39 protein-coding genes are annotated in these 25,496 nt (G+C 36.1%); 36 read left to right on the top strand and 3 right to left on the bottom strand.

The window, feature by feature from the left end:
* Positions 1 to 339: 339 nt before the first annotated feature.
* The 3 genes from QZV03_RS04185 (at position 340) to QZV03_RS04175 (ending at position 2,427) form a co-directional block, all read left to right on the top strand.
* A complete protein-coding gene (locus QZV03_RS04185; RefSeq protein ID WP_296874448.1) occupies positions 340 to 861 on the top strand; it encodes a FumA C-terminus/TtdB family hydratase beta subunit in 522 nt (173 codons plus the stop codon).
* A 91-nt stretch (positions 862 to 952) separates the two neighbouring features.
* Positions 953 to 1,282: a hypothetical protein gene (locus tag QZV03_RS04180; RefSeq protein ID WP_296874447.1), complete on the top strand. Its 330-nt coding sequence runs from the start codon at positions 953 to 955 to the stop codon at positions 1,280 to 1,282.
* Positions 1,279 to 2,427: a TIGR03576 family pyridoxal phosphate-dependent enzyme gene (locus tag QZV03_RS04175; protein ID WP_296874446.1), complete on the top strand. Its 1,149-nt coding sequence runs from the start codon at positions 1,279 to 1,281 to the stop codon at positions 2,425 to 2,427. Before QZV03_RS04180 ends, QZV03_RS04175 begins: the two co-directional genes overlap by 4 nt.
* Here the strand turns inward: QZV03_RS04175 and QZV03_RS04170 are convergent.
* Together QZV03_RS04170 and QZV03_RS04165 are read right to left on the bottom strand one after the other, a co-directional pair.
* Complete coding sequence (locus QZV03_RS04170) at positions 2,417 to 3,328, bottom strand: biotin--[acetyl-CoA-carboxylase] ligase (RefSeq protein ID WP_296874445.1); 912 nt, start codon at positions 3,326 to 3,328, stop codon at positions 2,417 to 2,419. The two genes, QZV03_RS04175 and QZV03_RS04170, sit on opposite strands and share 11 nt — an antisense overlap.
* Positions 3,329 to 3,332: 4 nt before the next feature.
* Positions 3,333 to 4,826, bottom strand: a complete 1,494-nt coding sequence (locus QZV03_RS04165) for an acetyl-CoA carboxylase biotin carboxylase subunit (RefSeq protein WP_296874444.1) — start codon at positions 4,824 to 4,826, stop codon at positions 3,333 to 3,335.
* 75 nt (positions 4,827 to 4,901) lie between these two features.
* Here QZV03_RS04165 and QZV03_RS04160 point away from each other — a divergent pair, with 75 nt between their 5' ends.
* The 33 genes from QZV03_RS04160 to QZV03_RS04000 all read left to right on the top strand — a co-directional run bounded on the left by QZV03_RS04160 (position 4,902) and on the right by QZV03_RS04000 (position 23,547).
* The gene (locus QZV03_RS04160; RefSeq protein WP_296874443.1) at positions 4,902 to 5,534 is read left to right on the top strand and encodes an METTL5 family protein; all 633 of its coding nucleotides are present in this window, start codon (positions 4,902 to 4,904) and stop codon (positions 5,532 to 5,534) included.
* Between the two features lie 232 nt (positions 5,535 to 5,766).
* On the top strand, positions 5,767 to 6,594 hold the full coding sequence (locus QZV03_RS04155) for a putative RNA uridine N3 methyltransferase (RefSeq protein WP_296874442.1): 828 nt from the start codon (positions 5,767 to 5,769) through the stop codon (positions 6,592 to 6,594).
* Between the two features lie 329 nt (positions 6,595 to 6,923).
* Entirely contained in the window at positions 6,924 to 7,934 is a 1,011-nt protein-coding gene (gene rpl3p, locus QZV03_RS04150; protein ID WP_296874441.1) for a 50S ribosomal protein L3, read from the top strand.
* A gap of 2 nt (positions 7,935 to 7,936) precedes the next feature.
* Entirely contained in the window at positions 7,937 to 8,701 is a 765-nt protein-coding gene (rpl4p, locus tag QZV03_RS04145; RefSeq protein ID WP_296874440.1) for a 50S ribosomal protein L4, read from the top strand.
* A 23-nt stretch (positions 8,702 to 8,724) separates the two neighbouring features.
* Positions 8,725 to 8,985, top strand: coding sequence for a 50S ribosomal protein L23 (locus QZV03_RS04140; RefSeq protein ID WP_296874439.1), 261 nt, complete (start codon positions 8,725 to 8,727; stop codon positions 8,983 to 8,985).
* A gap of 13 nt (positions 8,986 to 8,998) precedes the next feature.
* The gene (locus QZV03_RS04135; RefSeq protein WP_296874438.1) at positions 8,999 to 9,724 is read left to right on the top strand and encodes a 50S ribosomal protein L2; all 726 of its coding nucleotides are present in this window, start codon (positions 8,999 to 9,001) and stop codon (positions 9,722 to 9,724) included.
* A gap of 15 nt (positions 9,725 to 9,739) precedes the next feature.
* The gene (gene rpsS / locus QZV03_RS04130; RefSeq protein ID WP_296874437.1) at positions 9,740 to 10,150 is read left to right on the top strand and encodes a 30S ribosomal protein S19; all 411 of its coding nucleotides are present in this window, start codon (positions 9,740 to 9,742) and stop codon (positions 10,148 to 10,150) included.
* A gap of 12 nt (positions 10,151 to 10,162) precedes the next feature.
* Complete coding sequence (locus QZV03_RS04125; RefSeq protein WP_296872747.1) at positions 10,163 to 10,627, top strand: 50S ribosomal protein L22; 465 nt, start codon at positions 10,163 to 10,165, stop codon at positions 10,625 to 10,627.
* Entirely contained in the window at positions 10,627 to 11,382 is a 756-nt protein-coding gene (locus QZV03_RS04120; protein WP_296874436.1) for a 30S ribosomal protein S3, read from the top strand. The genes QZV03_RS04125 and QZV03_RS04120 overlap by 1 nt, the downstream gene beginning before the upstream one ends.
* 35 nt (positions 11,383 to 11,417) lie before the next feature.
* On the top strand, positions 11,418 to 11,624 hold the full coding sequence (gene rpmC / locus QZV03_RS04115) for a 50S ribosomal protein L29 (protein ID WP_116591334.1): 207 nt from the start codon (positions 11,418 to 11,420) through the stop codon (positions 11,622 to 11,624).
* Positions 11,625 to 11,963, top strand: coding sequence for a stress response translation initiation inhibitor YciH (yciH, locus tag QZV03_RS04110; protein WP_296874435.1), 339 nt, complete (start codon positions 11,625 to 11,627; stop codon positions 11,961 to 11,963). It begins immediately after the preceding gene.
* Positions 11,964 to 12,044: 81 nt separating this feature from the next.
* Positions 12,045 to 12,323 carry a ribonuclease P protein subunit gene (locus QZV03_RS04105; protein ID WP_296874434.1) on the top strand — a complete coding sequence of 93 codons (279 nt, stop codon included), beginning with the start codon at positions 12,045 to 12,047 and terminating at the stop codon, positions 12,321 to 12,323.
* 11 nt (positions 12,324 to 12,334) lie between these two features.
* On the top strand, positions 12,335 to 12,652 hold the full coding sequence (locus QZV03_RS04100) for a 30S ribosomal protein S17 (RefSeq protein ID WP_296874433.1): 318 nt from the start codon (positions 12,335 to 12,337) through the stop codon (positions 12,650 to 12,652).
* 5 nt (positions 12,653 to 12,657) lie between these two features.
* Positions 12,658 to 13,056, top strand: a complete 399-nt coding sequence (locus QZV03_RS04095; protein ID WP_116591330.1) for a 50S ribosomal protein L14 — start codon at positions 12,658 to 12,660, stop codon at positions 13,054 to 13,056.
* A gap of 8 nt (positions 13,057 to 13,064) precedes the next feature.
* Positions 13,065 to 13,415, top strand: coding sequence for a 50S ribosomal protein L24 (rplX, locus tag QZV03_RS04090; RefSeq protein ID WP_296874432.1), 351 nt, complete (start codon positions 13,065 to 13,067; stop codon positions 13,413 to 13,415).
* A gap of 1 nt (position 13,416) precedes the next feature.
* Positions 13,417 to 14,145 carry a 30S ribosomal protein S4e gene (locus tag QZV03_RS04085; protein ID WP_296874431.1) on the top strand — a complete coding sequence of 243 codons (729 nt, stop codon included), beginning with the start codon at positions 13,417 to 13,419 and terminating at the stop codon, positions 14,143 to 14,145.
* On the top strand, positions 14,142 to 14,654 hold the full coding sequence (locus QZV03_RS04080; protein WP_296874430.1) for a 50S ribosomal protein L5: 513 nt from the start codon (positions 14,142 to 14,144) through the stop codon (positions 14,652 to 14,654). Before QZV03_RS04085 ends, QZV03_RS04080 begins: the two co-directional genes overlap by 4 nt.
* Before the next feature lie 2 nt (positions 14,655 to 14,656).
* A complete protein-coding gene (locus QZV03_RS04075; RefSeq protein ID WP_296874429.1) occupies positions 14,657 to 14,809 on the top strand; it encodes a 30S ribosomal protein S14 in 153 nt (50 codons plus the stop codon).
* A gap of 11 nt (positions 14,810 to 14,820) precedes the next feature.
* A complete protein-coding gene (locus QZV03_RS04070) occupies positions 14,821 to 15,213 on the top strand; it encodes a 30S ribosomal protein S8 (RefSeq protein WP_296874428.1) in 393 nt (130 codons plus the stop codon).
* 8 nt (positions 15,214 to 15,221) lie between these two features.
* Positions 15,222 to 15,758 (top strand): 50S ribosomal protein L6, encoded by a 537-nt coding sequence (locus QZV03_RS04065; RefSeq protein WP_296874427.1) that lies wholly within the window; start codon positions 15,222 to 15,224, stop codon positions 15,756 to 15,758.
* A 13-nt stretch (positions 15,759 to 15,771) separates the two neighbouring features.
* Complete coding sequence (locus QZV03_RS04060) at positions 15,772 to 16,101, top strand: 50S ribosomal protein L32e (RefSeq protein ID WP_296874426.1); 330 nt, start codon at positions 15,772 to 15,774, stop codon at positions 16,099 to 16,101.
* Positions 16,102 to 16,209: 108 nt separating this feature from the next.
* Positions 16,210 to 16,665, top strand: a complete 456-nt coding sequence (locus QZV03_RS04055) for a 50S ribosomal protein L19e (protein WP_296874425.1) — start codon at positions 16,210 to 16,212, stop codon at positions 16,663 to 16,665.
* Between the two features lie 2 nt (positions 16,666 to 16,667).
* Positions 16,668 to 17,246 carry a 50S ribosomal protein L18 gene (locus tag QZV03_RS04050; protein ID WP_296874424.1) on the top strand — a complete coding sequence of 193 codons (579 nt, stop codon included), beginning with the start codon at positions 16,668 to 16,670 and terminating at the stop codon, positions 17,244 to 17,246.
* Between the two features lie 2 nt (positions 17,247 to 17,248).
* Entirely contained in the window at positions 17,249 to 17,890 is a 642-nt protein-coding gene (gene rpsE, locus QZV03_RS04045; RefSeq protein WP_296874423.1) for a 30S ribosomal protein S5, read from the top strand.
* A 12-nt stretch (positions 17,891 to 17,902) separates the two neighbouring features.
* Positions 17,903 to 18,361, top strand: a complete 459-nt coding sequence (locus QZV03_RS04040; RefSeq protein WP_296874422.1) for a 50S ribosomal protein L30 — start codon at positions 17,903 to 17,905, stop codon at positions 18,359 to 18,361.
* Between the two features lie 15 nt (positions 18,362 to 18,376).
* Entirely contained in the window at positions 18,377 to 18,814 is a 438-nt protein-coding gene (locus QZV03_RS04035; RefSeq protein ID WP_296874421.1) for an uL15m family ribosomal protein, read from the top strand.
* A 28-nt stretch (positions 18,815 to 18,842) separates the two neighbouring features.
* Entirely contained in the window at positions 18,843 to 20,204 is a 1,362-nt protein-coding gene (gene secY / locus QZV03_RS04030) for a preprotein translocase subunit SecY (protein WP_296874420.1), read from the top strand.
* A gap of 36 nt (positions 20,205 to 20,240) precedes the next feature.
* The gene (locus QZV03_RS04025; protein ID WP_296874419.1) at positions 20,241 to 20,801 is read left to right on the top strand and encodes an adenylate kinase; all 561 of its coding nucleotides are present in this window, start codon (positions 20,241 to 20,243) and stop codon (positions 20,799 to 20,801) included.
* 10 nt (positions 20,802 to 20,811) lie between these two features.
* Positions 20,812 to 21,390, top strand: a complete 579-nt coding sequence (locus QZV03_RS04020; protein ID WP_296874418.1) for a DUF106 domain-containing protein — start codon at positions 20,812 to 20,814, stop codon at positions 21,388 to 21,390.
* A 112-nt stretch (positions 21,391 to 21,502) separates the two neighbouring features.
* Positions 21,503 to 21,769, top strand: coding sequence for a 50S ribosomal protein L34e (locus QZV03_RS04015; protein WP_296874417.1), 267 nt, complete (start codon positions 21,503 to 21,505; stop codon positions 21,767 to 21,769).
* The gene (gene cmk / locus QZV03_RS04010) at positions 21,769 to 22,290 is read left to right on the top strand and encodes a (d)CMP kinase (protein WP_296874416.1); all 522 of its coding nucleotides are present in this window, start codon (positions 21,769 to 21,771) and stop codon (positions 22,288 to 22,290) included. The genes QZV03_RS04015 and cmk overlap by 1 nt, the downstream gene beginning before the upstream one ends.
* Positions 22,291 to 22,512, top strand: a complete 222-nt coding sequence (locus QZV03_RS04005; RefSeq protein WP_292608596.1) for a 50S ribosomal protein L14e — start codon at positions 22,291 to 22,293, stop codon at positions 22,510 to 22,512.
* A gap of 69 nt (positions 22,513 to 22,581) precedes the next feature.
* Positions 22,582 to 23,547, top strand: a complete 966-nt coding sequence (locus tag QZV03_RS04000) for an RNA-guided pseudouridylation complex pseudouridine synthase subunit Cbf5 (RefSeq protein WP_296874415.1) — start codon at positions 22,582 to 22,584, stop codon at positions 23,545 to 23,547.
* A gap of 170 nt (positions 23,548 to 23,717) precedes the next feature.
* Here QZV03_RS04000 and QZV03_RS03995 read toward each other — a convergent pair whose 3' ends face one another.
* Complete coding sequence (locus tag QZV03_RS03995; RefSeq protein ID WP_296874414.1) at positions 23,718 to 25,490, bottom strand: DUF2207 domain-containing protein; 1,773 nt, start codon at positions 25,488 to 25,490, stop codon at positions 23,718 to 23,720.
* Positions 25,491 to 25,496: the final 6 nt, after the last annotated feature.

The raw sequence follows: 25,496 nt of genomic DNA, 5'->3' as shown, positions 1-25,496 counted from the left end.
TGCCCCGGGGATTGCCTAGAAAACACTCAATAAACGATTGAGCAAATAAACATGAAAAATCTAGGAATCCTCGCCTTCTTCAAGGCGAGGTTGTTCAAAGTATACGGATTTAACAGATGCTTCAAGGTTGATTCGTCCATACCTGAAGCAATCTAATATTTTTTTCAGTCTATTTCAAATTAAATTGAACAAATTCTCCGGTTTCTTTACCGGAGAGGTTCAATCGGCATTTCAGAAGTGGTTGAAGGATTCTTGTTTTTTGCCATTAAATTTATAAAATTAAAAATTTTATATATGTATGATAAATATTATTTTTATACTAATTGTAAGGTGTAATAAATGGAAAAAAAATTAACTGTTCCGATTAAAGATGAAAATTTAAATGAATTAAAAGCGGGAGATGTAGTTTATCTTACTGGAAATATATTGACTGCAAGAGACCAGGCACATAAACGTCTTCTGGAGGAAGGTGCTCCTTTGGATATTGAAGGCGCAGCCCTTTTTCATGCAGGACCTATCATTTCCAAAAAAGACGATGAATATGAAATGGTAGCTATAGGTCCCACAACCTCAATGAGAATGAATCCGTATCAAAGTGACGTTCTGGACATGGGTCCTAAGATAGTCATAGGTAAGGGCGGTATGGATGATTCCGTACGTGAGGCACTGATTCGCAACAACGCATTATATGTTGTGGCTACCGGAGGATGTGCTGCGCTATATGTTGATGCAGTTGAAAAGATTGAAAGTGTGGACTGGCTGGACCTTGGAATGCCTGAGGCGATGTGGAATTTAAAAGTCAAGGATTTCGGACCACTTATAGTTGCGATGGATAGTCAGGGAAATAGTCTATATGATTAGTTTGAATAAGAAATACTTATATATGAATTAGTTTATAGTATATTTTAAAATAATTATTACTTTATCATAACAATTTTATGGAGTGTTGTTTATGGCTGATATTAACGAAGCTGCAGAAAAAAAACTAAAATCAAGAATGACAAAAATTAGGAAATGTAACAGAGAACCGGAAGAAAAAGCAAAGTTTTCTGAAAAAATTGGTATTTCTTTAGAGCTTGAATTCCAAAATAAGAATCCTGATAAACTTTCTGATGGGATCACTATTATTACTTCACCTGACGGTAAAGTATTATTTGCAGATTATTTCTATGGAATTCCTGAAGATGAGGAATATACCAATGTGGAAATTACTGAAAAACAGTTAAAATCCATTATTGAGTTCTTTGAAGATTATAAATTACAGTTAGATGACTCTGAATGATTATAAATAATTCCTTGGATGAAGTTAAAAAAAGGGAAAAGGCCTTGTCAATTATTAGGGATATAGTTGAGAATAAAGGCCGTGATTTCTTATTTGATTTAACTGGATTGTCTGGTGGTTTTATTGCATCTCCATCAGAATTGAATCTTTTGGAAACCTATGTTGGTCCAGCTATCTTTGAAGATGCGCTTCAGGAAGTGGGAATAGAACATATGGGTGGAGAAAAGGTTCTTCCATTAAACAGGACTTCATCAGGAATTTTAGCCACCATTTTAGCATTGGTCAAAAAAGACACCAATGTTGTCCATTACCTTGCAAAACTGCCCGCTCACCCGTCAATACCTCGCAGCTGCAATCTTGTAGGTGCAAACTATTTTGAAACTGATGTTTTTGATGAGTTTACAATACCTGAAAACACATCCCTTGTTGTAGTGACAGGATCTACCATGGATTTGCAGGTAATTGATGAGGATGAATTTATTAAAGTCATTGAAATGGCTCATGATAGGGGAATTCCTGTCATGGTTGATGACGCTTCCGGTGCAAGGCTTAGAACAGTTGTGTTCAATCAAAAAAGGGCCTGCGATTTGGGAGCGGATATTGCAATTACCAGCACAGACAAGTTGATGCCCGGTCCTAGGGGTGGACTGATGGCTGGTAAAGCTGATTTTATAGATAAGATTAAGGTTAAGGTCAACCAGTTCGGTCTTGAAGCACAGCCTCCATTGGTTCTTGCAATGATGAACGGAATCAAGAACTTCAATGGTGAAAACCTGATAAAGAGTTTTGACAGAAAGGAGAAGCTTTTCGATATATTGAATCAGAAATTCGACAGCTTTGAAAAGACTCCGAATGGGGTCATGATTTCTCCTGAGGGTTTGGCCTCTGAAATCACTGTTCCGCATGACCTGTCAGACAATGACCTGGCATTTGTATTTTCTTTTATATTGCTTAGGGACTATGGAATAATCACCATCCCTTCTGTTGGAATGCCTGGTGCCTCAGCAACAATAAGATTTGATCTCTCAACCAATGATACATTCAATTTGGATTTGGATGATCTTGCACAAAAGATATCTTCATCATTCGATAAGCTTGTAAGTGTCGTTCAAGATGAGGATGAATGCAGAAAAATTATCTTTTGATTATGCATTCCCCGGAAATTACCTTTTCGAATGTACCGTCATTTTTCTCAACAACCAGTTCACCGTCTTTTGTAATTCCTATGACATATGCATCGTATGACTTTTGATGTGGCTTTCTCACTTCCACAAGTTTTCCGACACTGTATGAACGTTTTCTCCATTCTCTCAGTATGTCTTCCACACAGTCATCATTTAGCAATTCATAAACCCTTTCGAATTCTTCCAAAAATAGTTTAATCAGTATATTTTCATTGACCTTTTTTCCAAGTTCAATTTCAAGGGTGGTGGTTATCTCCTGCAGTTCGCCAGGCAATTTCTCAATGGAGAGGTTTGCATCTATTCCCACTCCAACAATGATGTTTTCTATTGTGTTGAAGTTGCTTACCGCTTCGGTTAAAATTCCGCAGACCTTTTTGCCGTTTATTATTATGTCATTCGGCCATTTGATTTCAGGATTGTGAACCCCTATCTTTTCAAGGGCGATTGCAACGGCAACTCCTGTTGTGATGGTTATAAGAGGAATTTTGGAGATATCAACCTCGGGAGATAATATGATGGACATCCACACTCCTCCCAACGGTGATTCCCATGATTTTCCAGTTCTTCCTCTTCCGTTGTTCTGTTTTTCGGAAATTACTACACTTCCGTTTTCAATACCGTTTTTAGCCAAATACTTGGCAAGGGTATTTGTTGAACCTACTTCGTTATAGAGGTATAAGTTCTTTGCTATGAATTTTGTATTCAACCCGTTGGATATTTCACACCTGTCGAGATATTCGGTTTTCCTTTTGCCGATGTCCCTGACCAGCTGTGAAAATCCATTGATGTTTTCATCGTTTATTTCACCGGATAATTCACTCTCCTTTTCAAGCAAGTTTATTATCTCGGTTTTCATATTCATCTAATTATTGTCTTTTTTGTATCTCTTCGTTTGCAGCGTTCAGGTATGATCCAACTGCCGCTGAAATAGCAGCAATCTTTTTAGCCGGCATGAATGTGGATTTCAATTTGTTCATGTGGTCTAAATCCTCGGAGATTACATTTACCATCTCTTCTTCGATTCCCTGTTTGTAGGTATCGATGAAGTGGGTGTTCAGGTCTCCTGAAATGAAGTTAGGATTTCTTAAAACTGCTTTATGGAATGGAATTGTGGTTTTTACACCTAAAATGATATATTCGCTCAATGCCCTTTTCATCTTGTTTATGGCATCGGTTCTGTCTCTTCCATAGGTGATTAGCTTGGAAATCATTGAATCATAGAATGTTGGAATTGTATAATTCATGTAAACTCCACTGTCAAGACGTACACCTGGTCCACCAGGGGATCTGTAACCTGTGATTTTACCGGGGTTTGGTGAGAAGTCGTTTAATGGGTCTTCCGCATTGATACGACATTCGATAGCGTGACCTGTTACCTTGATGTCATCCTGTGAGTATGTCAGCTCGTCACCGTTGGCGATTTTGATTTGCTCCTTGATTAAATCTGTATTGGTTACCAGTTCGGTGATTGGGTGTTCCACTTGAATACGTGTGTTCATTTCAAGGAAGTAGTATTCGCCGTTGTCGTATAGGAATTCAACGGTTCCTGCACTTTTATATCCTATGTATTCTGCAGCCTTAACTGCACTTCCACCCATCTGTTCCCTTAGCTCTTCGGTCATGATTGGGGATGGAGCCTCTTCGAGAAGCTTTTGGTGTCTTCTTTGGATGGAACATTCCCTGTCCCCTACGTGGATTACGTTTCCATGCTCGTCAGCCAGGAGTTGGAATTCGATGTGTCTTGGTTTTTCAAGGTATTTTTCAATGAATACTGTTGAGTCACCGAAGTTTGTGGATGCTACGGATTGGGTTGCCTGGATTGCTTCTACGAGTTCCTCTTCCTTGTAGACTGCACGCATACCAATTCCTCCACCACCGGCGGAAGCCTTAACGATGACAGGGTATCCGATTTGAGCGGCGATTTCTTTAGCCTCTTCAATATCACTTACTCCTTCAGGGGTTCCTTCAATGACCGGAACTCCTGCCTTTTTCATAAGAGCTTTTGATGTGATCTTATCTCCCATTTTATTGATTACGTCTCCGCTTGGTCCGATAAGTTTTATTCCGTTTTTTTCACATGCTTCACCGAATTTAGGGTTTTCAGCTAAAAATCCGTAACCTGGGTGAATTGCATCAGCCCCGGATTCGAGTGCTATATCGATGATTTTTTCAATATTTAAATAGGATTGTGATGGTGAAGGATTTCCCAGTTCATAGCTTTCATCAGCATAATTTGTATATAGGGAAGTTTTGTCCGCATCAGAGTAAATAGCTACACTTTTAATGTCGAGTTCACGACATGCTCTCATTACTCTAATTGCTATTTCACCTCTATTTGCTATTAAGATTTTTTCAAACATTTTAAAACCTCTATAATTTTTTCATTAATATATAATTATATATTGCTTGATATATTAATATTTTATTAGATTAATATGAAAAAAATTACCCGCAAGAAACATTTGGAAATGAGGCTTCAGTCAATACCCTCACATCCCAATCCGAAGGTAGGCCTTGAACAGTACACCACACCTTCCGTCATAGCTTCTGATCTGGTTTGGAATGCATATTCTCTGGGTGACATTCTGGATAAAAATATTGTTGATTTGGGCTGTGGTACAGGTGTTTTTGCAATAGCGTCCCGTCTTATGGGTGCAAATTCTTCAGTTGGTGTAGATATCGATGCCGATTCAATCGGTCTTGCAAGGGATGTTTGCGATAAGTTAAATGTTGACGGCGTAGATTTCATCGTCTCTGACATCTGTGAATTTAGTGGACCGATAAATCCAGATACTGTATTTCAGAACCCTCCCTTCGGATCTCAAAGGAAAGCCGATTCAGGTCAGGACTTGAAATTTGTCAAAAAGGCAATTGAACTTAGTCCTGAAGTTTTTTATTCATTTCATATGGCATCAACACAGGACTTTCTAATAGATTATTACCATGACAATGGCTGTGAGATAACCCATATTTTCAGGTATGATTTTCCAATTCCGAAGATTTATGATTTTCACACTAAAGAAAAGCAAGATGTTGAAGTTATTGTGATTCGGGCGGAGTTAAAATAATTTCAATTTTTCAATTTTCCTATTTTTCATGCCAAAAAACCATACCTTTATATAGTGGATAGTACATATTCTATATTAATATATTCTCTGAGTATAAAAAAGTTGGTAGCATAAAAAGAAGCTACGGATATTATAACTGATATAATATTTTGTAAATGTGTAAGTCTATTTAGTGATAGCTATATAAATGTAGGGTAATCTTTATATAGTTTACATTCCAAATGTATTACTAATGTATAAAGATGAGCTATCTATATTTATTCCAAACTCATTTCTTTCTGAGTCTAAAGATCTTAAAATTCGTACTTATAAAGTAGGGATTATAGCAAGAGCTTTAGCGATTTTCAAAGCAGATAACGTGATTATTTACAATGATAATCATGACAAGAATGTTGATGGGAAAGAGGATGGAGATTTTATTGCTGAAGTTTTAAATTATATGAATACTCCTCAATACTTGAGGAAACAAGCTATTCCTATAAAATCCGAACTGAGGCATGTAGGTATCCTTCCGCCACTTAGGACTCCTCATCATCCTTTAAATGATCAGCCAGACGTGGGTGATTATAGACAAGGGTTCACTGTTAAGAGAAACAAGAAAGGAACTTATGTTGATATAGGTATGGATAAACTTGCATTCTGTAAAGAGCAGCTTACTGTCAAAAAGATTTTTGACTTTAAGATTACTAAGATTGCTAAGAAAGAAGTAATAGTCACACCTGATAAACCAGATGACGTTTACTGGGGATACAAGGTTATCTCCTCTAATAAGAGTCTTAAAAATAGCTTAAAATTAATTAAACCTGATCTTGTTGTGGAAACTACAAGATATGGAGATTATATTGATTCTATTTTTGATGAATTAAAAGATAAAGTAGATGAATGTAAAAGTATTGCTATTTTATTTGGTGGCCCTTATTCTTCAATTTCAGAAGATGTTTCCAATCCTAGCTGGGATTTGTATAAAGTGAATACCCTTCCTGGACAGGGAACTGAAACTGTTAGAACTGAAGAGGCAGTTGTCGCTACACTTTCTTTATTTAACTTTATTAGATTTTAATTCTCTTTAAATTATTAGTTTTACACGCTAATAGATAACTTGCTCAACTTTTTATACAGATTATATTTTTAGGACTTCCTAGATATGGTCTTAGCACAGAATGGTTTATACATTAAATATATTCTTGTTTGTGCTTCAATTAGCTTAAACTCAACTGAATATATTAAAATTTGATATTTATCTAGTTACAAACTTGTTTGTGGCTATTTATCATCTCGATGAATTTATTTCATCAAAACTCATAGATAGTTGTTCATTCGACTATTGGAGTATAAAAAATTAAAATAATTAAAAAATACGGAAAAATATAAATAAGGAGGTTAAATTAAATGGTTAGACATCATCAACCAAGAAAAGGGTCTGTTGCTTTTAGTCCAAGAAAAAGAGCAGCTAAAGAAACCCCTAGAATAAAATCTTGGCCAAAATCAGATGAACCAAAATTACTCGGCCTCGCAGGTTATAAAGTCGGCATGACTCACGCTTTAGTCACTGATACTGATAAAAACTCTCCAACTCAAGGAATGGATATTTTCACTCCTGTAACTGTATTGGAAGTACCTCCAGTCGTAGTAATGGGAATTAGAGCTTATGAAAAAACTTCTCGTGGTTTGAAAGTAATCACCGAAGTACTTGCAGACAATTTAGATCAAGAACTTTCAAGGAAAATTTCACTTCCGAAAGAATACAACAAATCTGAAGCTATTGCAAAAATACAAGGTGCATTAGAAAACACAGAAGAAATTAGAGTCTTAGTACACACAAATCCAAAAGTAACTAGCGTACCTAAGAAAAAACCAGATATATTTGAATGTGGTATCGGAGGAGCAAATCCTGAAGAAAAATTAAACACCGCATTAGAATTATTAGGTAACGAAGTAAAAGCTAGTGAAATCTTCAATGAAGGTGAATTTGTTGATGCAATTGCAACCACAAAAGGAAAAGGATTCCAAGGTGTAGTAAAAAGATGGGGAATTAGGATTCAATACGGTAAAGCTGTCAGAGCTGGTAAAGGTAGACACGTCGGTTCCATTGGTCCTTGGACACCAAGAAGAACCATGTGGACTGTAGCTCAAGCAGGTCAAATGGGTTACCACAAAAGAACTGAATTCAATAAAAGAATCCTAAAAATCGCATCAGCTGACGAAGTTGACCAAATCAACCCAGATGGTGGATTTGTTAAATACGGACTTGTCAAAAATGATTACGTATTAGTTAAAGGTTCCTTACCAGGTCCTTCCAAAAGATTAGTAATCTTAAGACAACCTATCAGACCTAATAATAAAGCTGAGGATATACCTCAAATTAACTATATAAGTACAAAATCTAAACAAGGGGTATAATCATGAAAGTTAACGTTTATTCTATTAATGGGGAAGTCAAAGAAGATATTGAACTTCCAGCTATTTTTGATGAAGTATACAGACCAGATTTAATCAAAAGAGCTGTACTTTCTGCACAATCTGCTAGAGTACAACCATGGGGTAATGACCCAATGGCAGGTAAAAGAACTTCCGCTAAAGGATGGGGTTCAGGTAGAGGTACCGCAAGAGTACCAAGGATTAAAAATGGTTCCAAAGCAGCTTTTGTACCAATGGCTATTGGTGGTAGACAAGCTCACCCAACAAGAGCAGAAAAAAATCATCATGAAAAAATCAACATAAAAGAAAGAAGATTTGCTATCAGATCTGCTGTTGCAGCAACTGTTAACAAAGAACTTGTTGAAAACAGAGGCCACAAAGTGGAAGACTTAGAACAAGTTCCTATTATTGTTGAAGATGATATTGAAGAAGTAAAAACTACCAAACAAACTCGTGAAATCTTTGAAAAATTAGGAGTTTACGACGATATCATTCGTGCAAAAGAAGGTAAAAGAATCAGAGCTGGTAGAGGTAAAACAAGAGGAAGAAAATACAAAAAAGTAAAAGGACCTCTCGTTGTAGTCGGTGAAGACAAAGGTATTTCCTTAGGTGCAAGAAACCACGCTGGTGTAGATGTTGTGGTTGCAGAAAACTTAAATGCTGAATTATTAGCACCTGGTACCCATGCTGGAAGACTCACTATTTACACCAAATCAGCTGTTGAAAAGTTAGGAGGTTTATTCCAATAATTTTGGAAAAATAAGGTGATATTATGGATTCATATTCAGTTATTATTAAACCTCATGTTACTGAAAAAACCATGAACTTAATCGATTTAAATAATGAGATTGCGTTCGTTGTAAATCGTAAAGCTAACAAAAATCAAATCAAATACGCTTTTGAAGATTTATATGAAGAAAAAGTAGCAAGAGTCAACACTCACATTACTACTAAAGGTGTAAAAGTAGCATATATCAAACTTGTTGAAGAAGAAATGGCGGAAGAAATCGCTGTCAGATTAGGAGTATTCTAAGGAGGAATGAAATATGGGAAAACGATTAATCCACCAAAGAAGAGGAAGAGGAACTCCTGCTCACCGTGTTGCTTCACATCGTTTTAAAGATAAAATCAGATACAGATCTTACGATGCATTAGAAAAAGAAGGAAGTATCAAAGGAAAAGTTATTGACATCGTTCACGATCCAGCAAGAACCGCTCCTATCGCAGAAGTAAAATTCGAAAATGGTGAAAAGAAATTTATATTAGCACCTGAAAGCATTCAAATCGATGATGAAATTGAATGTGGTATTTCTGCTCCTATCAAATTCGGTAACACATTACCACTTGCTGAAATTCCTGAAGGTACCCCAATTTACGATATCGAAAACACTCCTGGAGACGGAGGTCGTTTTGTAAGATCTTCTGGAACTTACGCTTCTGTAGTTACTCATGATGCAAACCAAGCTGTTGTAGAATTACCATCCGGTGAATTAAAATACTTAAACCCTAACTGCCGTGCAAGTATCGGTGTAGTTGCTGGTGGAGGTAGAAAAGATAAACCGTTCCTTAAAGCAGGTAAAAGATGGCATGCTTACAAAGCTAAAGGTAAGAAGTTCATGACTGTTAGAGGAGTAGCTATGAACGCTGTAGATCACCCTCACGGGGGAGGTAACAGACAACATCCTGGTCGTCCTACCACTGTTTCAAGACATGCACCACCAGGAAGAAAAGTTGGTTCAATTGCAGCTAAAAGAACAGGTTTAAAAAGATAGATAGAGGGTGTTTCATTGGCAAGAAAAATATTTAAATATAAAGGTTATACTCTTGAAGAACTTCAAGCTATGTCTTTAGAGGAAGTTATGGAATTACTCCCTGCAAGACAAAGAAGATCTTTAAAAAGAGGATTCTTACCAAGACAACAAATTGTTTTGGATAAAATGAGAAAATTAAATAAAGAAGGAACTAAAGATGGTCGTCCTGTTGTAGTTAGGACCCATTGTAGAGACATGATTGTAATACCTGAAATGGTCGGAACCACTTTCGGTATTTATGATGGTCAAAATTTTGTAGAAGTTACCATTGAACCTGAAATGATTGGTCATTACTTCGGTGAATACGCACCAACCAGAAAAAGAGTTCAACACGGAGACCCAGGTATGGGTGCTACTAGATCATCCATGTTTGTACCACTTAAATAAGGAGATTAGAACATGGCTAACAAATATGCTTATAATGAAGAAGTTGATGAAGCAAAAACTGCACGTGCTATGGCAAAATCTCTTAAGATTTCTCCTAAGCATAGTGTTGAAATTTGCAGTGCAATCAGAGGAATGGAAGTAGCAAAAGCTAAAGCTTATTTAGAAGATGTTATTGACATGAAAAAATCTGTTCCTTTCAAAAGACACAACAAAAAAGTTGGTCACAGAAAAGGACAAGAAGGATGGGCTGCTGGTAGGTATCCTGTAAAAGCTGCAGAACAAATCTTAAAAGTTTTAGAAAACGCTGAAGCTAACGCAGAATACAAAGGTATGGACACTGAAAAATTATTCATTGAACATATCTCATCTCACAAAGGTGTAGTTATCCCTGGTTACATCCCAAGAGCATTCGGTAGAATGACTCCATTCAATACACCTACTACTCATATTCAAATTGTATTACAGGAGGCTAACTAATGATAGAAAAAGATTTCGTTCAAGAAGGCCTTAGAAGAACTAGAATTGATGAATACTTAGAAAAAGAACTTGAAAGAGCTGGATACGGTGGTATGGAAGTTCAAATTACACCTTTAGGTACCATGGTTATTGTTTACGCAGAAAGACCTGGTATGGTTATTGGTAGAGGTGGTAAAAACGTAAGGAATATTACCAACGTTTTAAAAACCGAATTCGGTTTAGACAATCCACAAATTGAAGTTAAAGAAGTTGAAGTTCCTGAACTTAACCCTAAAATCATGGCATACAAAATCTCTAACATGTTACAAAGAGGTATGCACTTCAGAAGAGTGGCTTACTCTACTATCCGTAGAATCATGGGCGCAGGAGCTCAAGGTGTGGAAGTTACTATTTCTGGTAAAATCAGAGGTTCTAGATCTGCTGTAGCAAAATTCGTTGAAGGATACATCAAAAAATGTGGAGAACCTTCCATCAGATTAGTAGAAGAAGGTTTCGCTACCGCTGAATTAAAACCTGGTGTATTAGGTATTTATGTAAGAATTATGCCTCCGGAAACTGTATTGCCTGATTCCGTTGAAATCCTTCCTCCAAAAATGATCATCGAAGAAGACGGTGAAGTCATCGAAGAAGAAATCGATGTTGAAACCGAAGAAGTCATCGAAGAAGAAATCATTGAGGATGTTGAAGATCTCGACGAATTAGAAGAAGTTGTTGAAGAAGAAACTACTGAAGAAGTAGCAGAAGATGATAGTTAAATCTTAAATTTGATTATCCTAAAAGAGTTGGAACAATGGCGATTTTAAGAAGTAAAGAAATTTGGGACATGGAAGTTGATGAGATTCAAGACAAATTAGTTGAACTCAGAACTGAATTATCCAAAAACGTTTCTAAAAGTGCAGCTGCCGGGGTAGTTGAAAACCCTGGAAAAATTAGAGAATTAAAAAGAACAATTGCTCGTGTTCTTACAATCTTAAATGAAAAACAAAAGGAGAATTAAATGTCAAAAATCTGTGATGTATGTGGGCTTCCAGAAGAACTTTGTGTATGCGAAGAAATTGCACGTGAAGTTCAGACTCTAAAAGTTTTTACTGTTAGAAGAAGATTCGGAAAACTCATGACTATTATCGAAGGTATAGATGAACACGATATCGATATCAAAGAACTCACAAAAACCCTCAAAGCAAAATGTGCTTGTGGAGGAACCGCTAAAAATGGTCAAATTGAACTTCAAGGAGATCATAAGGTAAGAGTTAAAGAAGTTTTATCCGATATGGGATTCTCTTCAGATACTATCGAAATTCGTGAATCTAAGAAGAATAACAAAAAAAGGAGATAATTCATCTACTCGATATGTTTTTCAATAATTTTGTAATTTTACTGCATAATTTATTGTGAATGTTTCTAAGAGATTGGGATTATGATTACTTCAAAAAACTTAGTCCATCATGAATTCATTGGGCTGAACGTTCATGCGATAAGTAAAAATAACGAATCTCTTGACTTAAAGGGAACAATTATTGATGAGACAAAAAATACCATTAAGATAGAGGGAATTGACAATACAGAAAAGATTATTCCAAAAAACGGAACAATCTTTATCTTTGAAATTCCTGACGGGGAAAAGATAGAAGTTGATGGTAATATTTTGTCTATACGTCCTGAAGATAGAATAAAAAAAAGGTTTAAAAAAATTTAAATGGTGATAATATGGTTGGGCTTAACGTTCAAGAACCAGAAACTACATGTGATGATCCTAACTGCCCTTTCCACGGTACTTTACCTGTAAGAGGTCAAGTCCTTGAAGGTGTTGTAGTAAGTAACAAAGCAGAAAGGACTATTACTGTTGAACGTAGTTACTATAAATTCATTAAAAAATATGAAAGATACGAAAAAAGGAAATCTAAAATCAATGTTCACAAACCAGATTGTTTAGATGTGAATGTTGGTGATTCTGTTAAAGTAGCAGAATGTAGACCATTAAGTAAAACTAAACATTTTGTTTTAGTTGAAGTTAAAGGAGAGTAATTATTATGAAACCATTAACCTCAAGCATGACTAAAGCATTACCAATTGGAGCAAGACTCCAATGTGTCGACAATACTGGTGCTCGTGAAATCGAAATCATTTCCGTAAAAGGATTCAAAGGTGTAAGAAGAAGGATCGACGTTGCTGGTGTTGGAGATTTAGTTGTTGCATCTGTTAAAAAAGGAACTGCTGACATGAGAAGAGAAGTTGTTAATGCAGTTGTAGTCAGACAAAAAAAGGAATACAGACGTGCTGACGGTCTTCGTGTTAAATTTGAAGACAACGCTGCTGTTATTATTACTCCTGAAGGAATATTAAAAGGATCAGAAATCAGAGGTCCTGTTGCTAAAGAAGCAGCTGACAGATGGCCTAGTGTTGGTAGTGCAGCAAGTATTTTAGTATAGGTGATAAAATGTCAATTCAACCAAGAAAACAAAGAAAAGCTCGTTACAATGCTCCTGCTCACGCACGTGGTAAATACTTAAGTGCTTCTTTAAGTCCTGAATTAAGAGAAAAAATTGGAAAAAGAAGTTTACCAGTAAAATCAGGAGACAAAGTTATGGTTGTCCGTGGAGACTTTAAAGGACATGAAGGAGAAGTCCTCACTGTTGATTACAGTTCCTACAAAGTAACTATCGAAGACGTTACTTTAGCTAAACCTGACGGAACTACTACATTTCTCCCAGTCGACCCATCAAACTTAGTAATTATTGATGCAGATTTAAAAGACGACAGAAGAATTAAAAATAAAGGAGATAATTAATATGGCTAAAATGGGATCTAGAAAACATCTTAAAAGATATAAAGCACCAAAATCTTGGCCTATTCATCCTAAAGAAGACACATGGACTGTAAAACCTTCTGCAGGTTCTCACTCCATTGAAGACGCTATTCCATTAACATTAGTTATCAGAGATGTTTTAAAATTAGCAGACAACGCAAGAGAAGCTAAAAGAATCATCAACTCAGGTAACGTTTTAGTAGATGGAAGAGTCGTTAAAGATTATAAATTCCCAGTTGGATTTATGGATATCATTGAAATTCCAAAAACTGAAGAAGCTTATAGAGTTCTTTTAGATAGAAAAGGAAGATTACAATTAGATTTAATCGAAGATGCTAGTGCTAAATTATCAAAAATTGTTAACAAATCCACCATCAAAGGTGGTAAAACTCAATTAAATCTTCACGATGGTAAAAACGTTATCATTGAAGAAGACGCATACTCCGTTGGAGATGTTATTTGTTTAAAAGTACCTGAACAAGAAATCGTTGAAGCATATCCTTTACAAGAAGGATCTACCGTTCTTGTTACTGGTGGTAAACACACCGGTGAATTAGGTACAGTATCTGAAATTATTGAAAATCAATCTTCAAATCCTAACACTATCATTATCCAAAATAGTGCTAAAGATGAATTCTTAACTTTAAAAGACTATGCATTTGTAGTTGGTACTGATGCACCAGTAATATCATTATTGGAGGTTAATAAATGAACCCAATGAATGAAGTACGTATCGAAAAAGCTACCGTCAGTATTGGTGTTGGTGAAGCAGGTGAAAAATTATCTCGTGCAATCACTCTTTTAGAAGAAATGTTCGATCAAACTCCTGTTAAAACTTTTTCAACTGTTACAAACCCAGAATGGGGTATCAGAAAAAGACAACCAATTGCATGTAAATTAACTTTACGTGGAGAAAAAGCTGATAAAGCTATTGATATGGTATTAGAAGGTATTAGTAGAAATATTAAACCTACTCAATTTGATGCTCAAGGAAACCTTTCTTTCGGTATTAGGGAACACATTGACATCCCTGGTATGAGATATAATCCTGATATTGGTATATTCGGTATGAATGTTTCAATCACTTTTGAAAAACCAGGATACAGAATATCCAAAAGGAAAATCCAACAAAAGAAAGTTCCTCAAAAACATAGAATTTCTAAAGAAGAAACTATGAAATTTATGGAAGAAAACTTCAAAGTTAATTATGTAACAGAATAAAGGTGATTATTTTGCCAAGAAAATACGGTAAAGCTTCAAAAAAATGTAGTCGTTGCGGAGACCATTCTGCTATGGTAAGCAGATATGGATTAAACTTATGCAGACAATGTTTTAGGGAAATCGCCCCTAAAATCGGATTTAAAAAATATAATTAGAGGTTATAAATATGAGTCTTATGGATCCTCTCGCTGATGCTTTAACTAACATTAGAAATAACGAATTACAAGTAAATGATTCCTGTGTTATTTCTCCTGCTTCCAAATTAATTGGACAAGTTTTAAGCACTATGCAAAAAGAGAATTATATTGGTAATTTTGAGTATATTGATGACAACAGGGCAGGTAAATTCATAGTAGAATTAGAAGGTAACATTAACAAATGTGGTGTTATCAAACCTCGTCACGCTGTTAAGAAGAACGAATTTGAGAAATTTGAAAAAAGATATTTGCCAGCAAAAAACTTTGGTATTTTAATCGTCACAACTCCTGAAGGAATTATGACTCACAATGAGGCTAAGGAAAGAGGAATTGGTGGACGTTTGTTGGCTTACATGTACTAGGTGATAAAATGGTAATAGCTGCAGCTATAAGGGAAGAAATTGAAATCCCTGAAGGCGTTGAAGTTATAATTAATAACAATGAGGTCTCTGTAAAAGGACCTAATGGAGAAGACTCCAGAAAATTTACTTACCCAAATGTAAGTATTAAAGAAGAAGATGATGTTGTTGTTTTAGAAACAGCATTTCCTAAAAAGAAAGACAAAGCAATGATTGGAACCACAAGGGCACACATCAACAACATGATTATCGGTGTTACTGATGGTTTCGAATACCACATGAAAATCGTATTTGCTCACTTTCCAATGACTGTAAAAGTCCAGAACGATACTGTCGTAATTGACAACTTCCTCGGGGAAAGACACCCAAGAACTGCTAAAATCGTAGGTTCTGCTAAAGTAGCAGTTAAAGGTGATGAGGTAACAATTACCGGTATTAACAAGGAACATGTTGGTCAAACCATGGCTAACTTAGAACAAGCAACTAAAATTAAAGGAAGAGATCCTAGAGTATTCCAAGACGGAATATACTTAACTAGCAAAGAATAAATTGGTGATTTGAATGGCTAATAAAAGATTTAAAAGACAAGAATATGCTCGTTATAAAAAACTTGGAATCAAATGGAGACGCCCTAGAGGTAAAACCAGTAAAATGAGAAGATACGAAGCAGGCAAACCTGACATGCCAGCTATCGGTTACAGAACCCCTAGAGCAGTAAGGGACTTACACCCTTCAGGGTATAATGATGTTCTTGTTCACAATATGCAAGAATTAGAAGCATTAGATCCAGATAATGATGCTGCAAGAATCAGTGCTTCTATCGGTAAAAGGAAAAAAGCTTTGATGTTAGAAAAAGCATCCGAGCTCGGAATTAAAGTATTAAACAAATAAATCATAATTATAAGTTAAATCAATTCCGGGGCTTTATTTGAATTGATTTGACTATTTGAATTAAAATATAAGGGAATTTAGATTCTATCTAAATGGAGGATTATTTACATGAATCTTACAACTCAAAAAAGATTAGCTGCTAGTATTCTCAAAGTAGGGCTTAATCGTGTATGGATTGATCCAGAAAGATTAGAAGAAGTATCTATGGCGATTACTAGAGAAGGAGTTAAGCAGTTAATTAACGATGGAGCTATTAAAGCAAAACCTGAAAAAGGTATTAGTAGCTACAGATCTAAAAAAATCAAAGAACAAAAAGCAAAAGGTAAAAGAAAAGGTAGAGGTAGTATAAAAGGGGCTAAAAAAGCACGTACTCCTAAGAAAAAAGCTTGGATGACTACCATTAGAGCTTTAAGAAAAGATCTTAAAGAAATGCGTGAAGAAGAAGTTATTGATGCTACTACCTATCGTAAACTATACAAAATGGCTAAGGGTGGCGCATTTAGAAGTAAATCTTACATGAGAAACTACGCCCGTGACCATGATTTAATTAAAGGAGATGAATAAGCATGGCACAAGGAACTAACTATAAAGTAGCATTCAGAAGAAGAAGAGAAGGTAAAACCGACTATGCAGCTAGAATGAAATTAGTCGATTACGACAAATCTCGTTTAGTTGTCAGAGTTTCCAACTCTCACGCAACCGTTCAAGTAATTGATTACGCTCCTGAAGGAGACATCACTGTTGCATCCGCTGTAAGTAAACAATTATCCCAATATGGTTACTTAGGACACACCGGAAACCTTACATCCTTCTACTTAACCGCATATCTCTGTGCTAAAAGAGCTTTAGCTGCTGGTGTAGAAAATGCAATCTTAGACATCGGTTTAAAATCTCCTATCAAAGGTTCTAAAGTATTCGCAGCACTCAAAGGTGCTCTTGACGCAGGTTTAGAAATCCCTCACGGAGACTTCATTTTCCCTGAAGATGAACGTATCAGAGGAGAACACATTGCAGAATATGCTGAATCATTAGATGCTGAAGAAGTTGCTAAAAAATTCTCAAAGTATTTTGAAAGAGGTCTTAATCCTAAAGACTTACCTGAAAACTTTGATAAAACTGTTGAAAATATCGATGCAGAGGTATAACTATGAGTTTTAATATGGATGAATGGGAACCTAAAACTAAAATGGGTAGACAAGTTAAAGATGGTATCATTACTGATATCGATGAAATTTTTGAAAAAGGTCTTCCAATTATGGAATTAGAAATAGTTGATGCCTTAATTCCAGATTTAGAAGAAGAAGTAATGGATGTTAACTTAGTTCAAAGGATGCATAAATCTGGTAGAAAAGTTAATTTCAGAGTAATTGTTGCTGTAGGTAACAAAGATGGTTACGTTGGATTAGGCCAAGGTAAAGCTAAAGAGGTCGGTCCTGCTATTAGAAAAGCTGTAGACAACGCTAAATACAACATCATTAAAGTAAGAAGAGGTTGTGGAGACTGGGGTTGTGTATGTGGAAGAGAACACACTGTTCCTTTCAAAGTAACCGGTAAAACCAGTAGTGTAAGTGTTACTTTAATGCCAGCACCTGCAGGTGTAGGTTTAGTAGTTGGGGATGTTGGAAAAACCATCCTGAAACTTGCTGGTGTTCACGATGTATGGTCTCAAACCTTCGGACAAACTCAAACCACAGTTAACTTTGCTAATGCAGTATTTGCTGCTTTAAAAGAATTAAGTAACGTTAAAGCAAGTGAAGAAGATCTCAAGAAAATGGGAGTACACTACTAATTTGGTGATAGTATGTTTTTAGTTATTAGAGTTAGAGGAACTACCGGTGTCATTAAAAATATTGCAGACACCTTAGATATGTTAAGACTTAACAGAATCAGCCATGCAGTATTAGTAGAAGAAAATCCTAGTTACGAAGGTATGCTTCAAAAAGCTAAGGATTACATCACCTGGGGAGAAATCGACGCTGAATTTGTAGCAGCTATGATTGCTAAAAGAGGAAGACTCCCAGGTAATGTAAAAGTTACTGATGAGTATGTTGCTGAAAATACTGATTACGCTAATATTGAAGAATTAGCTAAAGCTGTAGTTGAATCTAAAGTTAAATTAGCTGATGTCGGTATTAAACCTGTATTCCGTTTACACCCTCCAAGAAAAGGTTACGAAGATATCCGTTTATCTGTTAAAGAAGGTGGATCTTTAGGTTACAGGGGAGAAGAAATTAAAGATCTTGGTAAAAGAATGCTTTAAACTCAGGTGTATATTATGATTAGAACAAAACGTAAAATCAATAAACAAAGAGGTTCTAGATCCAACGGTGGAGGATGTACCAAAAAACGTAGAGGTGCAGGTAACAAAGGTGGAAAAGGTAAAGCAGGTATGGGTAAACAACATTGGACCTGGACTGTAATCCACGATCCTAACCACTTCGGTAAACATGGTTTCAAAAGACCTCAAAAAATGATTAAAAAAATCAGCACTGTTAACTTAAACTACTTAGAAGAACAAGCTGATAAATTAATCGCTCAAGGTAAAGCATCCAAAGAAGGAGATGCAATCGTTATAGATGTAACTGAATTAGGTTATGACAAAGTTTTAGCTAAAGGTAAAATTACCAAAGCTTACAAAATTTCAGCACCTCAATTCTCTGCATCTGCTATTGAAAAAATTGAAGAATTAGGAGGAGAAGCTATAATCTTATAGCTTTATTCCTTTTTAATCAGGGGATAAAATGTCATCATTAGAAGTATTAGAGCCAATATTTAAATTCATTCCAGAGGTCAAATCTCCTGTTCACAGAGAAGACTTCAATGAAAAACTTAAATGGACTGCTCTTATTTTAGTGTTATATTACTTTTTAACTCAAATACCATTATATGGTTTAGCTCCAGGAGCTATTGATAGTTTCGCTCAATTAAGGGCTGTTATGGCTGGAAGTTTTGGTTCAATTCTTACCTTAGGAATTGGTCCAATCGTTACCGCTTCTATTGTTTTACAGTTATTAGTTGGATCAAATCTTTTAGATTTAGATCTTTCATCCCATAAGGACAAATCTCATTTCCAAGCTACTCAAAAAGTATTATCAATTGTCTTTACTGTTTTTGAGGCAAGTGTTTTGGTACTGACTGGAAACTTGGTTCCTATTGACGGTTCCTATACCGGAATTCTAATTTTCCAACTCGTTTTAGGTGCATTGGTAATCATTTACCTTGATGAAGTTGTATCAAAATGGGGATTCGGTAGTGGTATCGGACTGTTCATTGCAGCTGGTGTATGTCAAACTATTATGGTAGGTACATTCAGTATCCTACAAGGTACAGACGGTTTACTTGCAGGTATTATTCCTAAATTCATCCAACAGGCTACTATGGGAACTCCTGACTTTTATGCTTTAATCCCATTACTTGCAACTATTATTGTATTTGCAGTTGTATTGTATGGTGAAGCTATGAGAGTTGAAATTCCTATCTCACATGGTAGTGTAAAAGGTCACGGAAGAATCAGAGGGGCTGTCGGTAAATACCCATTAAAATTCGTTTACTCCAGTAACATGCCGGTAATTTTGACCAGTGCATTACTCGTAAACGTAACATTATTCGCTAATGTTTTCCAAAAGATCGGTTTCCCTATTTTAGGACACCTGGAAAAGGGTAAGGCTGTTGACGGTATTGCTTGGTTGTTAACAACACCTAACCTGACAATGTTTATTACAGAACCTATACACGTGTTGGTATATGCAGTATTCTTTATTGCATGTTGTATATTGTTCTCATATCTATGGGTTGAAATCAGTGGTTTAAATGCTAAAAAGATTTCAGAACAACTTCACAGTTCTGGTATTCAAATACCTGGATTTAGAAGTAGTAAACGCCAATTATATAAAATTTTGAAAAAATATATTCCTGCACTTACCATTATAAGTGGTATCTATGTAGGTCTCATTGCTTTCCTTGCAGATTTAACCGGTGCTCTAGGTGGAGGTACTGGTGTATTGCTTACTGTAGGTATTCTTCACAAGCTATACGAAGAGATGGCTGAAGAACAACTCATGTCTGCAAACCCACTTCTTAGGAAAGTTTTAGGAGGAGATTAACTCTTCTCCATCTCATTATTAAGGTGAGGGATTAAAATGAAATTAGTAGTATTAACAGGGATTCCAGGTTCTGGAAGTACAACTTTACTTGGTAAAGCTTTAGAAGAAGTAGATTATGTTCACCTGAACTACGGGGACATAATGACTGAAATTGCAATCAAAGAAAAAATTGTAAATGATAGGGACGCTTTAAGAAAATTGCCTGCTGAAACACAAAGAGACATTCAGGCTAAAGCAGCTAAAGAGATCAAGGCTAGATCTGAAAAGGACAATATTATTGTTGATACCCACTGTACTATCAACACTCCTGCAGGATTCTTGCCAGGATTACCGATTTGGGTATTGGAACAATTACAGCCAGATCAGTTCATCTTAGTTGAAGCACATCCTGATGAAATCATTTACAGAAGATTGAATGATGATACTCGTGAAAGAGACCTTCAAAAAGTCAAAGATATTGAATTACATCAACAAATGAACAGGGCTACTTCAATGGCTTATGCTACTTTAACTGGAGCTACTGTAAAAATCATTTCAAATCATGATAATCATTTAAATTCTTCAGTTAAAAAATTAGTGAATGTATTAAACTTATAGGGGTATAATCATGGCAGATCCAATGGGAATGGTTTATGGAGCATTGAATGCTATTTTTAATCCAATTTTGTCTATTGATCCGAATCCAACTAATCCGGCATTGACCGTATTAATCATTGCATTTATTGTTTCATTAATTACAACTATTGCAAATAAATATTTAGTTGACCAAGATGAAATGAATGAAATCCAAGAACGTAACAAGGCTTTCCAGAAAGAATTGCGTGATGCTCAAAAGAGAGGGGACGGTAAAAAGATTGCTGAACTTCAGGCAAGACAGACTGAAATGATGCAGGACCAAAGTAAAATGATGACCAATTCATTCAAACCTATGATCGTAACTTTTGTTCCGATTATTCTGATATTCTTTTGGATGAGGACATCTGTCATCAGTGGTTTGGTTGTTATATTACCTCCTTCCGTTTATTGGGTTACATTAACACCATTCTGGCATTTCATAGGTCATTTCTTATATGGTGGAAATGCAACTATCCCATATGGTATTGGATGGTTATTATGGTATATGATTTGTACCTTCGGTATGAGTCAGATACTAAGAAAATTCTTAGGATTTAAACAAGGGTTCTAAATCAACCCTTTTTCCATACATTTATTAATGATGAAAAAGATATATTATAGTATTCTATTTTGAATACGCTATTACACAATTATTTATTAAAAATTATTATAAAGGTGATTAAATGCCTGCAAATAGGTTTAGATCAAGATCATATAAAAGAGTTCACAAAAACACTCCCGGTGGGGACAATGTTTTAAGATATAAAAAGAAAAAACCATCTAAGCATGTTTGTGCTGAATGTGGTAAAGTATTACATGGAGTTCCTCGTGGACGTCCATACGAAATTGGAAAATTATCAAAAACAGCTAAAAGACCTAACCGTCCATACGGTGGTTACTTATGTTCAAGCTGTGCTCGTAAACATTTCAAAAACGAGGCTAGAAAATAATGATAATTACTATCGGCGGATTGGCTGGAACAGGAACAACAACCACTGCTGAGTTACTCTCAGAAAAGTTGGATATTCCTTATATTTCTGCAGGATTTGTCTTCAGAGAAATGGCTGCTGAAAGGGGTATGAGCGTTCTTGAATTTAGTGAATTTGCTGAAGGTAATGATGATATTGATAAAGAAATTGACAAAAGGCAAGCTCAAAAGGCTAGTGAAGCAGAAAACCTTATAGTTGAAGGTAGATTATCAGCATTCTTTGTTGATAATGCCGATTTAAGAGTATGGTTAGTAACTCCATTTGATGTTAGATCTAAACGGATAGCTGAAAGGGAAGACAAGACTGTGGAAGTGGCCAAAGAGGAAATCATTACTCGTGAAGAGAGTGAAGCCTTAAGATACATGGAAATCCATAACATTGACATTTCCAATATGGATATCTATGACATAATTATAAACACTGATACTTTCAATCCTGAAAACGTATCAGAAATCATTATTCAAACATTAAAGGTGATATAAATGGCATCAATCGAAGTAGGTAGAGTATGTGTAAAAATCGCTGGTAGAGAAGCTGGCGAAAAATGTGCAATCGTTGAAATTATCGATGAAAACTTTGTAGAAGTTGTTGGTGAAGCAGTTAAAAACAGAAGATGTAACATTGCTCACTTAGAACCAACCGAAGATTCCATCGACGTTTCCGGTGACATCGACTCTATTAAAGCAGCTTTAGCTGACTTATAAAATTCAATGAATAATTACTAATTATTCATAAACTTTTTTTATTTACTATTTTTTTAAAGGGTATTTTTCATGAAATTCAATATGGTTAGAAAATCTGAAAGCTTTACAAATCCCGAATTCGGATGCAAACCCGAAGAACGTGAAATGACTGATTATATCTCAAAAGGAGTAATTAATCTGGATAAGCCTTCAGGACCTACATCTCATGAAATAGACTCTTGGGTTAAACGTATTTTAAATCTGGAAAAATCAGGTCACGGTGGAACACTTGATCCAAAGGTAACCGGTATCCTGCCGGTGGGATTGAATGACGCTACCCGTGCAATTCAGTTACTGTTGACTGCTCCAAAGGAATATGTCTGTCTTTTGACATTCCACCAGGATGTGGATGAGGATAGAATCCGTGAAGTTTTTGCCGAATTTACAGGCAAGATTTTCCAATTGCCTCCTATTAAAAGTGCAGTAAAACGTGAACTGAGAACTCGTAACATCTACTATTCCACAATCTATGAAATAGAAGGTCGTGACGTATTATTCAGAATCGGTTGTGAGGCTGGAACTTATGTGAGAACCTACTGTCACAATATCGGTGAGGCATTAGGTGTAGGGGCACATATGGCAGAACTTAGAAGAACCCAGGTCGGTTCTTTTAATGAGAAAAATAATCTGGTTACATTGCAGGATGTGACTGATGCATATCACTTCTGGAAGGAAGACGGTGATGAATCATTCCTTAGAGATGCAATCATGCCAATGGAAAGGGCCGCCGATTACTTGCCTAAAATAATAGTTAAGGATTCTGCAGTGGATGCGGTTTGCCATGGAGCGGATCTTGCAAACGGTGGAATTGTTGAGTTGGCAGATAACATCCAGAAAAATGATATTGTGGCAATTGAGACCATGAAAGGTGAACTGGTTGGAGCTGGAAACTCATTGCTGACTTCAAATGAGATTCTGGAAGCTGACAGTGGATTTGCTGTCAATGTTAGTAAGGTATTCATGAAACCTGACACATATCCAAGGTTCTGGAAATAATTAATCTGTCCAGTTTTTGATTTTTTTTAAATTGCTTATTTTCATTATTTTTCTTTTAATTTTATTAATTATCATTTCTTCATAAATAATATTTTAATAATGAGACAGGCTAATCAATGAATTTCACGATTAAAAAGAGGATATATATAAAAAATAAATGAAGTGGGAAGCTAGAACGCTCCTCCACCTCCACCACCTGATCCTCCGCCAAGGCCACCGAAGCCTCCGGAGCTTGATGATGAGTTTACAGTACTTTGGCCGGACATAAATGCTGCATGCATCATGTAGTATCCTCCGTAGCTGTGGTATAGGAAGATGTCATCATCATAGTATCCTGTTGGAATCTCCTGCAGTTTCATGTTTTCATAAACCTTGTCTGCTACTCCAAGGGCCGCACCATAAATCAGGTACTTTCTCCAAACAACTATTGATTCTGGAGGGTGTTCGTTAATTAAACTGTTGTCTTTTAAAAACTTCTTGAAGTTTTTCCATTTGAGATATCTCACACGCCCTTCAGCTTTCCATTGTCCGAATTTGTCGTCGTCCAATCTTGTGAGTAAAATTGAAAATATTATCAGGAATACTCCTCCGGCAACAGTATAACCGCTGCTGTTGAGTTCACTCCACATTCCCAAAATTGCCATGATGACCCCTGCAGCCAGTCCTAAAATGCCTAAGGCTGAAATGATTGTGGTACCTGTGTCATTGAATTCCTCTTCAACCTTGCCTTTCACTTCGTTTGATACCTGATCCCTCCATGTATTGTACTGGTCCATGAACCATTTTGCATTGCTTTCATTGGATAATCTTGTATTCAGACTTGACATGTTCAGTGTGTCTCCATTGGCAAAGTTATGCAGTATGTCATAAACCTGCTTTTCGTTGGCTTTTAGCTCTGATGTATCTCCGCTGAATTTAAGGTACAAATCGTTTGTATCGGTATCAGGATTGGTTACGGTTTGGATGTTTAAAACTTTCTTGTCAATCAGATTCAAGATACATGCTTCAAACCCGTCCATGTTTGGTGTTCCAATTTCTCCCTGCGCATAAATTGCATTTACAACTTCCGGTGGATCGTCGGTCGGAAGTTCCCTTTCATATATTCCATCATAGTCGACTTTCGGTTCCCTTCCGTATTTGATGTAGGTAAATACAGCAACTAGAGGACTTAAAAGTGAAAGCAATCCCAAAACAACGTATGTTGTGTTCCAGAAATTACGTCCGTTGACACTGTCGTTGAGGTTTTTCATTATCATGTCCCGTCCGTTGTAGTCGACATGCTTTGCATATGTTGCATTGCCGAAATCATCCAGCGGCATAAGGACAAGAAGTTCATAAAAGTCACCTTTCGGAATGCTGTTACTTTCTGCAGTTATTGTATTTCCCTTCAAATCACTTGTTGCGTTGAATTCCTGTGGATTAAGGAAGTATTCGTTGCCGGTTTTACCGGGCAGTGTCACTGTAATGTATACTCCTCCAACTCCAACGTCCCACTCATCGCCCCAGAGTTTGTATTGGAGTCCTCCAACATCATTAAAAAGAGTAACGACATTTTTCATGTCATACTGGATATGGATTTTAACGTCACAGTCTTTGATTCCTTTTGTATGTGCTGCATCGGAGTATAAATAGATTTTCAGATGCTTGTATCCGTTGTCATCGCTTTCTTGAAGAACTGGATATGCTCCCTCGGCATAAACTTTGATGTTTTCAATGCTTTCTCCAGCCTTCAGTGGAATGTCACGATAAACTCCGTTAAATTGACCGTCAAAAGAGTAATCATACTCCTCTTCCACATGCAAAAGACCATTACTTTCAACTGTCAGATCAATCAATGCCTGATCTATAGTGTAACTTCTGTCGTCATCTGCGGATACTGCGCTTAGGGTTGAAAATAATAATAAAAAAAGTAGAATTATAATAAATGTGTTTTTAACATTCATATAATT

It is taken from the genome of uncultured Methanobrevibacter sp. (genome assembly GCF_902788255.1).
Classification (GTDB): domain Archaea; phylum Methanobacteriota; class Methanobacteria; order Methanobacteriales; family Methanobacteriaceae; genus Methanocatella.
Note: the sequence above shows the minus strand (reverse complement) of the source record. Positions and strands in the feature narration are given on the sequence as shown.

Coding starts and splice junctions, on each gene's coding strand:
- QZV03_RS04175 (WP_296874446.1), top strand. CDS start 1,279: ATGATTATAAATAATTCCTTGGATGAAGTTAAAAAAAGGGAAAAGGCC.
- rpsE (WP_296874423.1), top strand. CDS start 17,249: ATGAGTTTTAATATGGATGAATGGGAACCTAAAACTAAAATGGGTAGA.
- QZV03_RS04155 (WP_296874442.1), top strand. CDS start 5,767: ATGTATAAAGATGAGCTATCTATATTTATTCCAAACTCATTTCTTTCT.
- QZV03_RS04140 (WP_296874439.1), top strand. CDS start 8,725: ATGGATTCATATTCAGTTATTATTAAACCTCATGTTACTGAAAAAACC.
- QZV03_RS04125 (WP_296872747.1), top strand. CDS start 10,163: ATGGCTAACAAATATGCTTATAATGAAGAAGTTGATGAAGCAAAAACT.
- QZV03_RS04185 (WP_296874448.1), top strand. CDS start 340: ATGGAAAAAAAATTAACTGTTCCGATTAAAGATGAAAATTTAAATGAA.
- QZV03_RS04120 (WP_296874436.1), top strand. CDS start 10,627: ATGATAGAAAAAGATTTCGTTCAAGAAGGCCTTAGAAGAACTAGAATT.
- rplX (WP_296874432.1), top strand. CDS start 13,065: ATGTCAATTCAACCAAGAAAACAAAGAAAAGCTCGTTACAATGCTCCT.
- QZV03_RS04055 (WP_296874425.1), top strand. CDS start 16,210: ATGAATCTTACAACTCAAAAAAGATTAGCTGCTAGTATTCTCAAAGTA.
- cmk (WP_296874416.1), top strand. CDS start 21,769: ATGATAATTACTATCGGCGGATTGGCTGGAACAGGAACAACAACCACT.
- rpl4p (WP_296874440.1), top strand. CDS start 7,937: ATGAAAGTTAACGTTTATTCTATTAATGGGGAAGTCAAAGAAGATATT.
- QZV03_RS04025 (WP_296874419.1), top strand. CDS start 20,241: ATGAAATTAGTAGTATTAACAGGGATTCCAGGTTCTGGAAGTACAACT.
- QZV03_RS04020 (WP_296874418.1), top strand. CDS start 20,812: ATGGCAGATCCAATGGGAATGGTTTATGGAGCATTGAATGCTATTTTT.
- rpl3p (WP_296874441.1), top strand. CDS start 6,924: ATGGTTAGACATCATCAACCAAGAAAAGGGTCTGTTGCTTTTAGTCCA.
- QZV03_RS04005 (WP_292608596.1), top strand. CDS start 22,291: ATGGCATCAATCGAAGTAGGTAGAGTATGTGTAAAAATCGCTGGTAGA.
- secY (WP_296874420.1), top strand. CDS start 18,843: ATGTCATCATTAGAAGTATTAGAGCCAATATTTAAATTCATTCCAGAG.
- QZV03_RS04035 (WP_296874421.1), top strand. CDS start 18,377: ATGATTAGAACAAAACGTAAAATCAATAAACAAAGAGGTTCTAGATCC.
- QZV03_RS04080 (WP_296874430.1), top strand. CDS start 14,142: ATGAACCCAATGAATGAAGTACGTATCGAAAAAGCTACCGTCAGTATT.
- rpmC (WP_116591334.1), top strand. CDS start 11,418: ATGGCGATTTTAAGAAGTAAAGAAATTTGGGACATGGAAGTTGATGAG.
- yciH (WP_296874435.1), top strand. CDS start 11,625: ATGTCAAAAATCTGTGATGTATGTGGGCTTCCAGAAGAACTTTGTGTA.
- QZV03_RS04170 (WP_296874445.1), bottom strand. CDS start 3,328: ATGAATATGAAAACCGAGATAATAAACTTGCTTGAAAAGGAGAGTGAA.
- QZV03_RS04085 (WP_296874431.1), top strand. CDS start 13,417: ATGGCTAAAATGGGATCTAGAAAACATCTTAAAAGATATAAAGCACCA.
- QZV03_RS04160 (WP_296874443.1), top strand. CDS start 4,902: ATGAAAAAAATTACCCGCAAGAAACATTTGGAAATGAGGCTTCAGTCA.
- QZV03_RS04060 (WP_296874426.1), top strand. CDS start 15,772: ATGGCTAATAAAAGATTTAAAAGACAAGAATATGCTCGTTATAAAAAA.
- QZV03_RS04065 (WP_296874427.1), top strand. CDS start 15,222: ATGGTAATAGCTGCAGCTATAAGGGAAGAAATTGAAATCCCTGAAGGC.
- QZV03_RS04180 (WP_296874447.1), top strand. CDS start 953: ATGGCTGATATTAACGAAGCTGCAGAAAAAAAACTAAAATCAAGAATG.
- QZV03_RS04100 (WP_296874433.1), top strand. CDS start 12,335: ATGGTTGGGCTTAACGTTCAAGAACCAGAAACTACATGTGATGATCCT.
- QZV03_RS04095 (WP_116591330.1), top strand. CDS start 12,658: ATGAAACCATTAACCTCAAGCATGACTAAAGCATTACCAATTGGAGCA.
- QZV03_RS04165 (WP_296874444.1), bottom strand. CDS start 4,826: ATGTTTGAAAAAATCTTAATAGCAAATAGAGGTGAAATAGCAATTAGA.
- QZV03_RS04015 (WP_296874417.1), top strand. CDS start 21,503: ATGCCTGCAAATAGGTTTAGATCAAGATCATATAAAAGAGTTCACAAA.
- QZV03_RS04070 (WP_296874428.1), top strand. CDS start 14,821: ATGAGTCTTATGGATCCTCTCGCTGATGCTTTAACTAACATTAGAAAT.
- QZV03_RS04000 (WP_296874415.1), top strand. CDS start 22,582: ATGAAATTCAATATGGTTAGAAAATCTGAAAGCTTTACAAATCCCGAA.
- QZV03_RS04040 (WP_296874422.1), top strand. CDS start 17,903: ATGTTTTTAGTTATTAGAGTTAGAGGAACTACCGGTGTCATTAAAAAT.
- QZV03_RS04050 (WP_296874424.1), top strand. CDS start 16,668: ATGGCACAAGGAACTAACTATAAAGTAGCATTCAGAAGAAGAAGAGAA.
- QZV03_RS04105 (WP_296874434.1), top strand. CDS start 12,045: ATGATTACTTCAAAAAACTTAGTCCATCATGAATTCATTGGGCTGAAC.
- QZV03_RS03995 (WP_296874414.1), bottom strand. CDS start 25,490: ATGAATGTTAAAAACACATTTATTATAATTCTACTTTTTTTATTATTA.
- QZV03_RS04135 (WP_296874438.1), top strand. CDS start 8,999: ATGGGAAAACGATTAATCCACCAAAGAAGAGGAAGAGGAACTCCTGCT.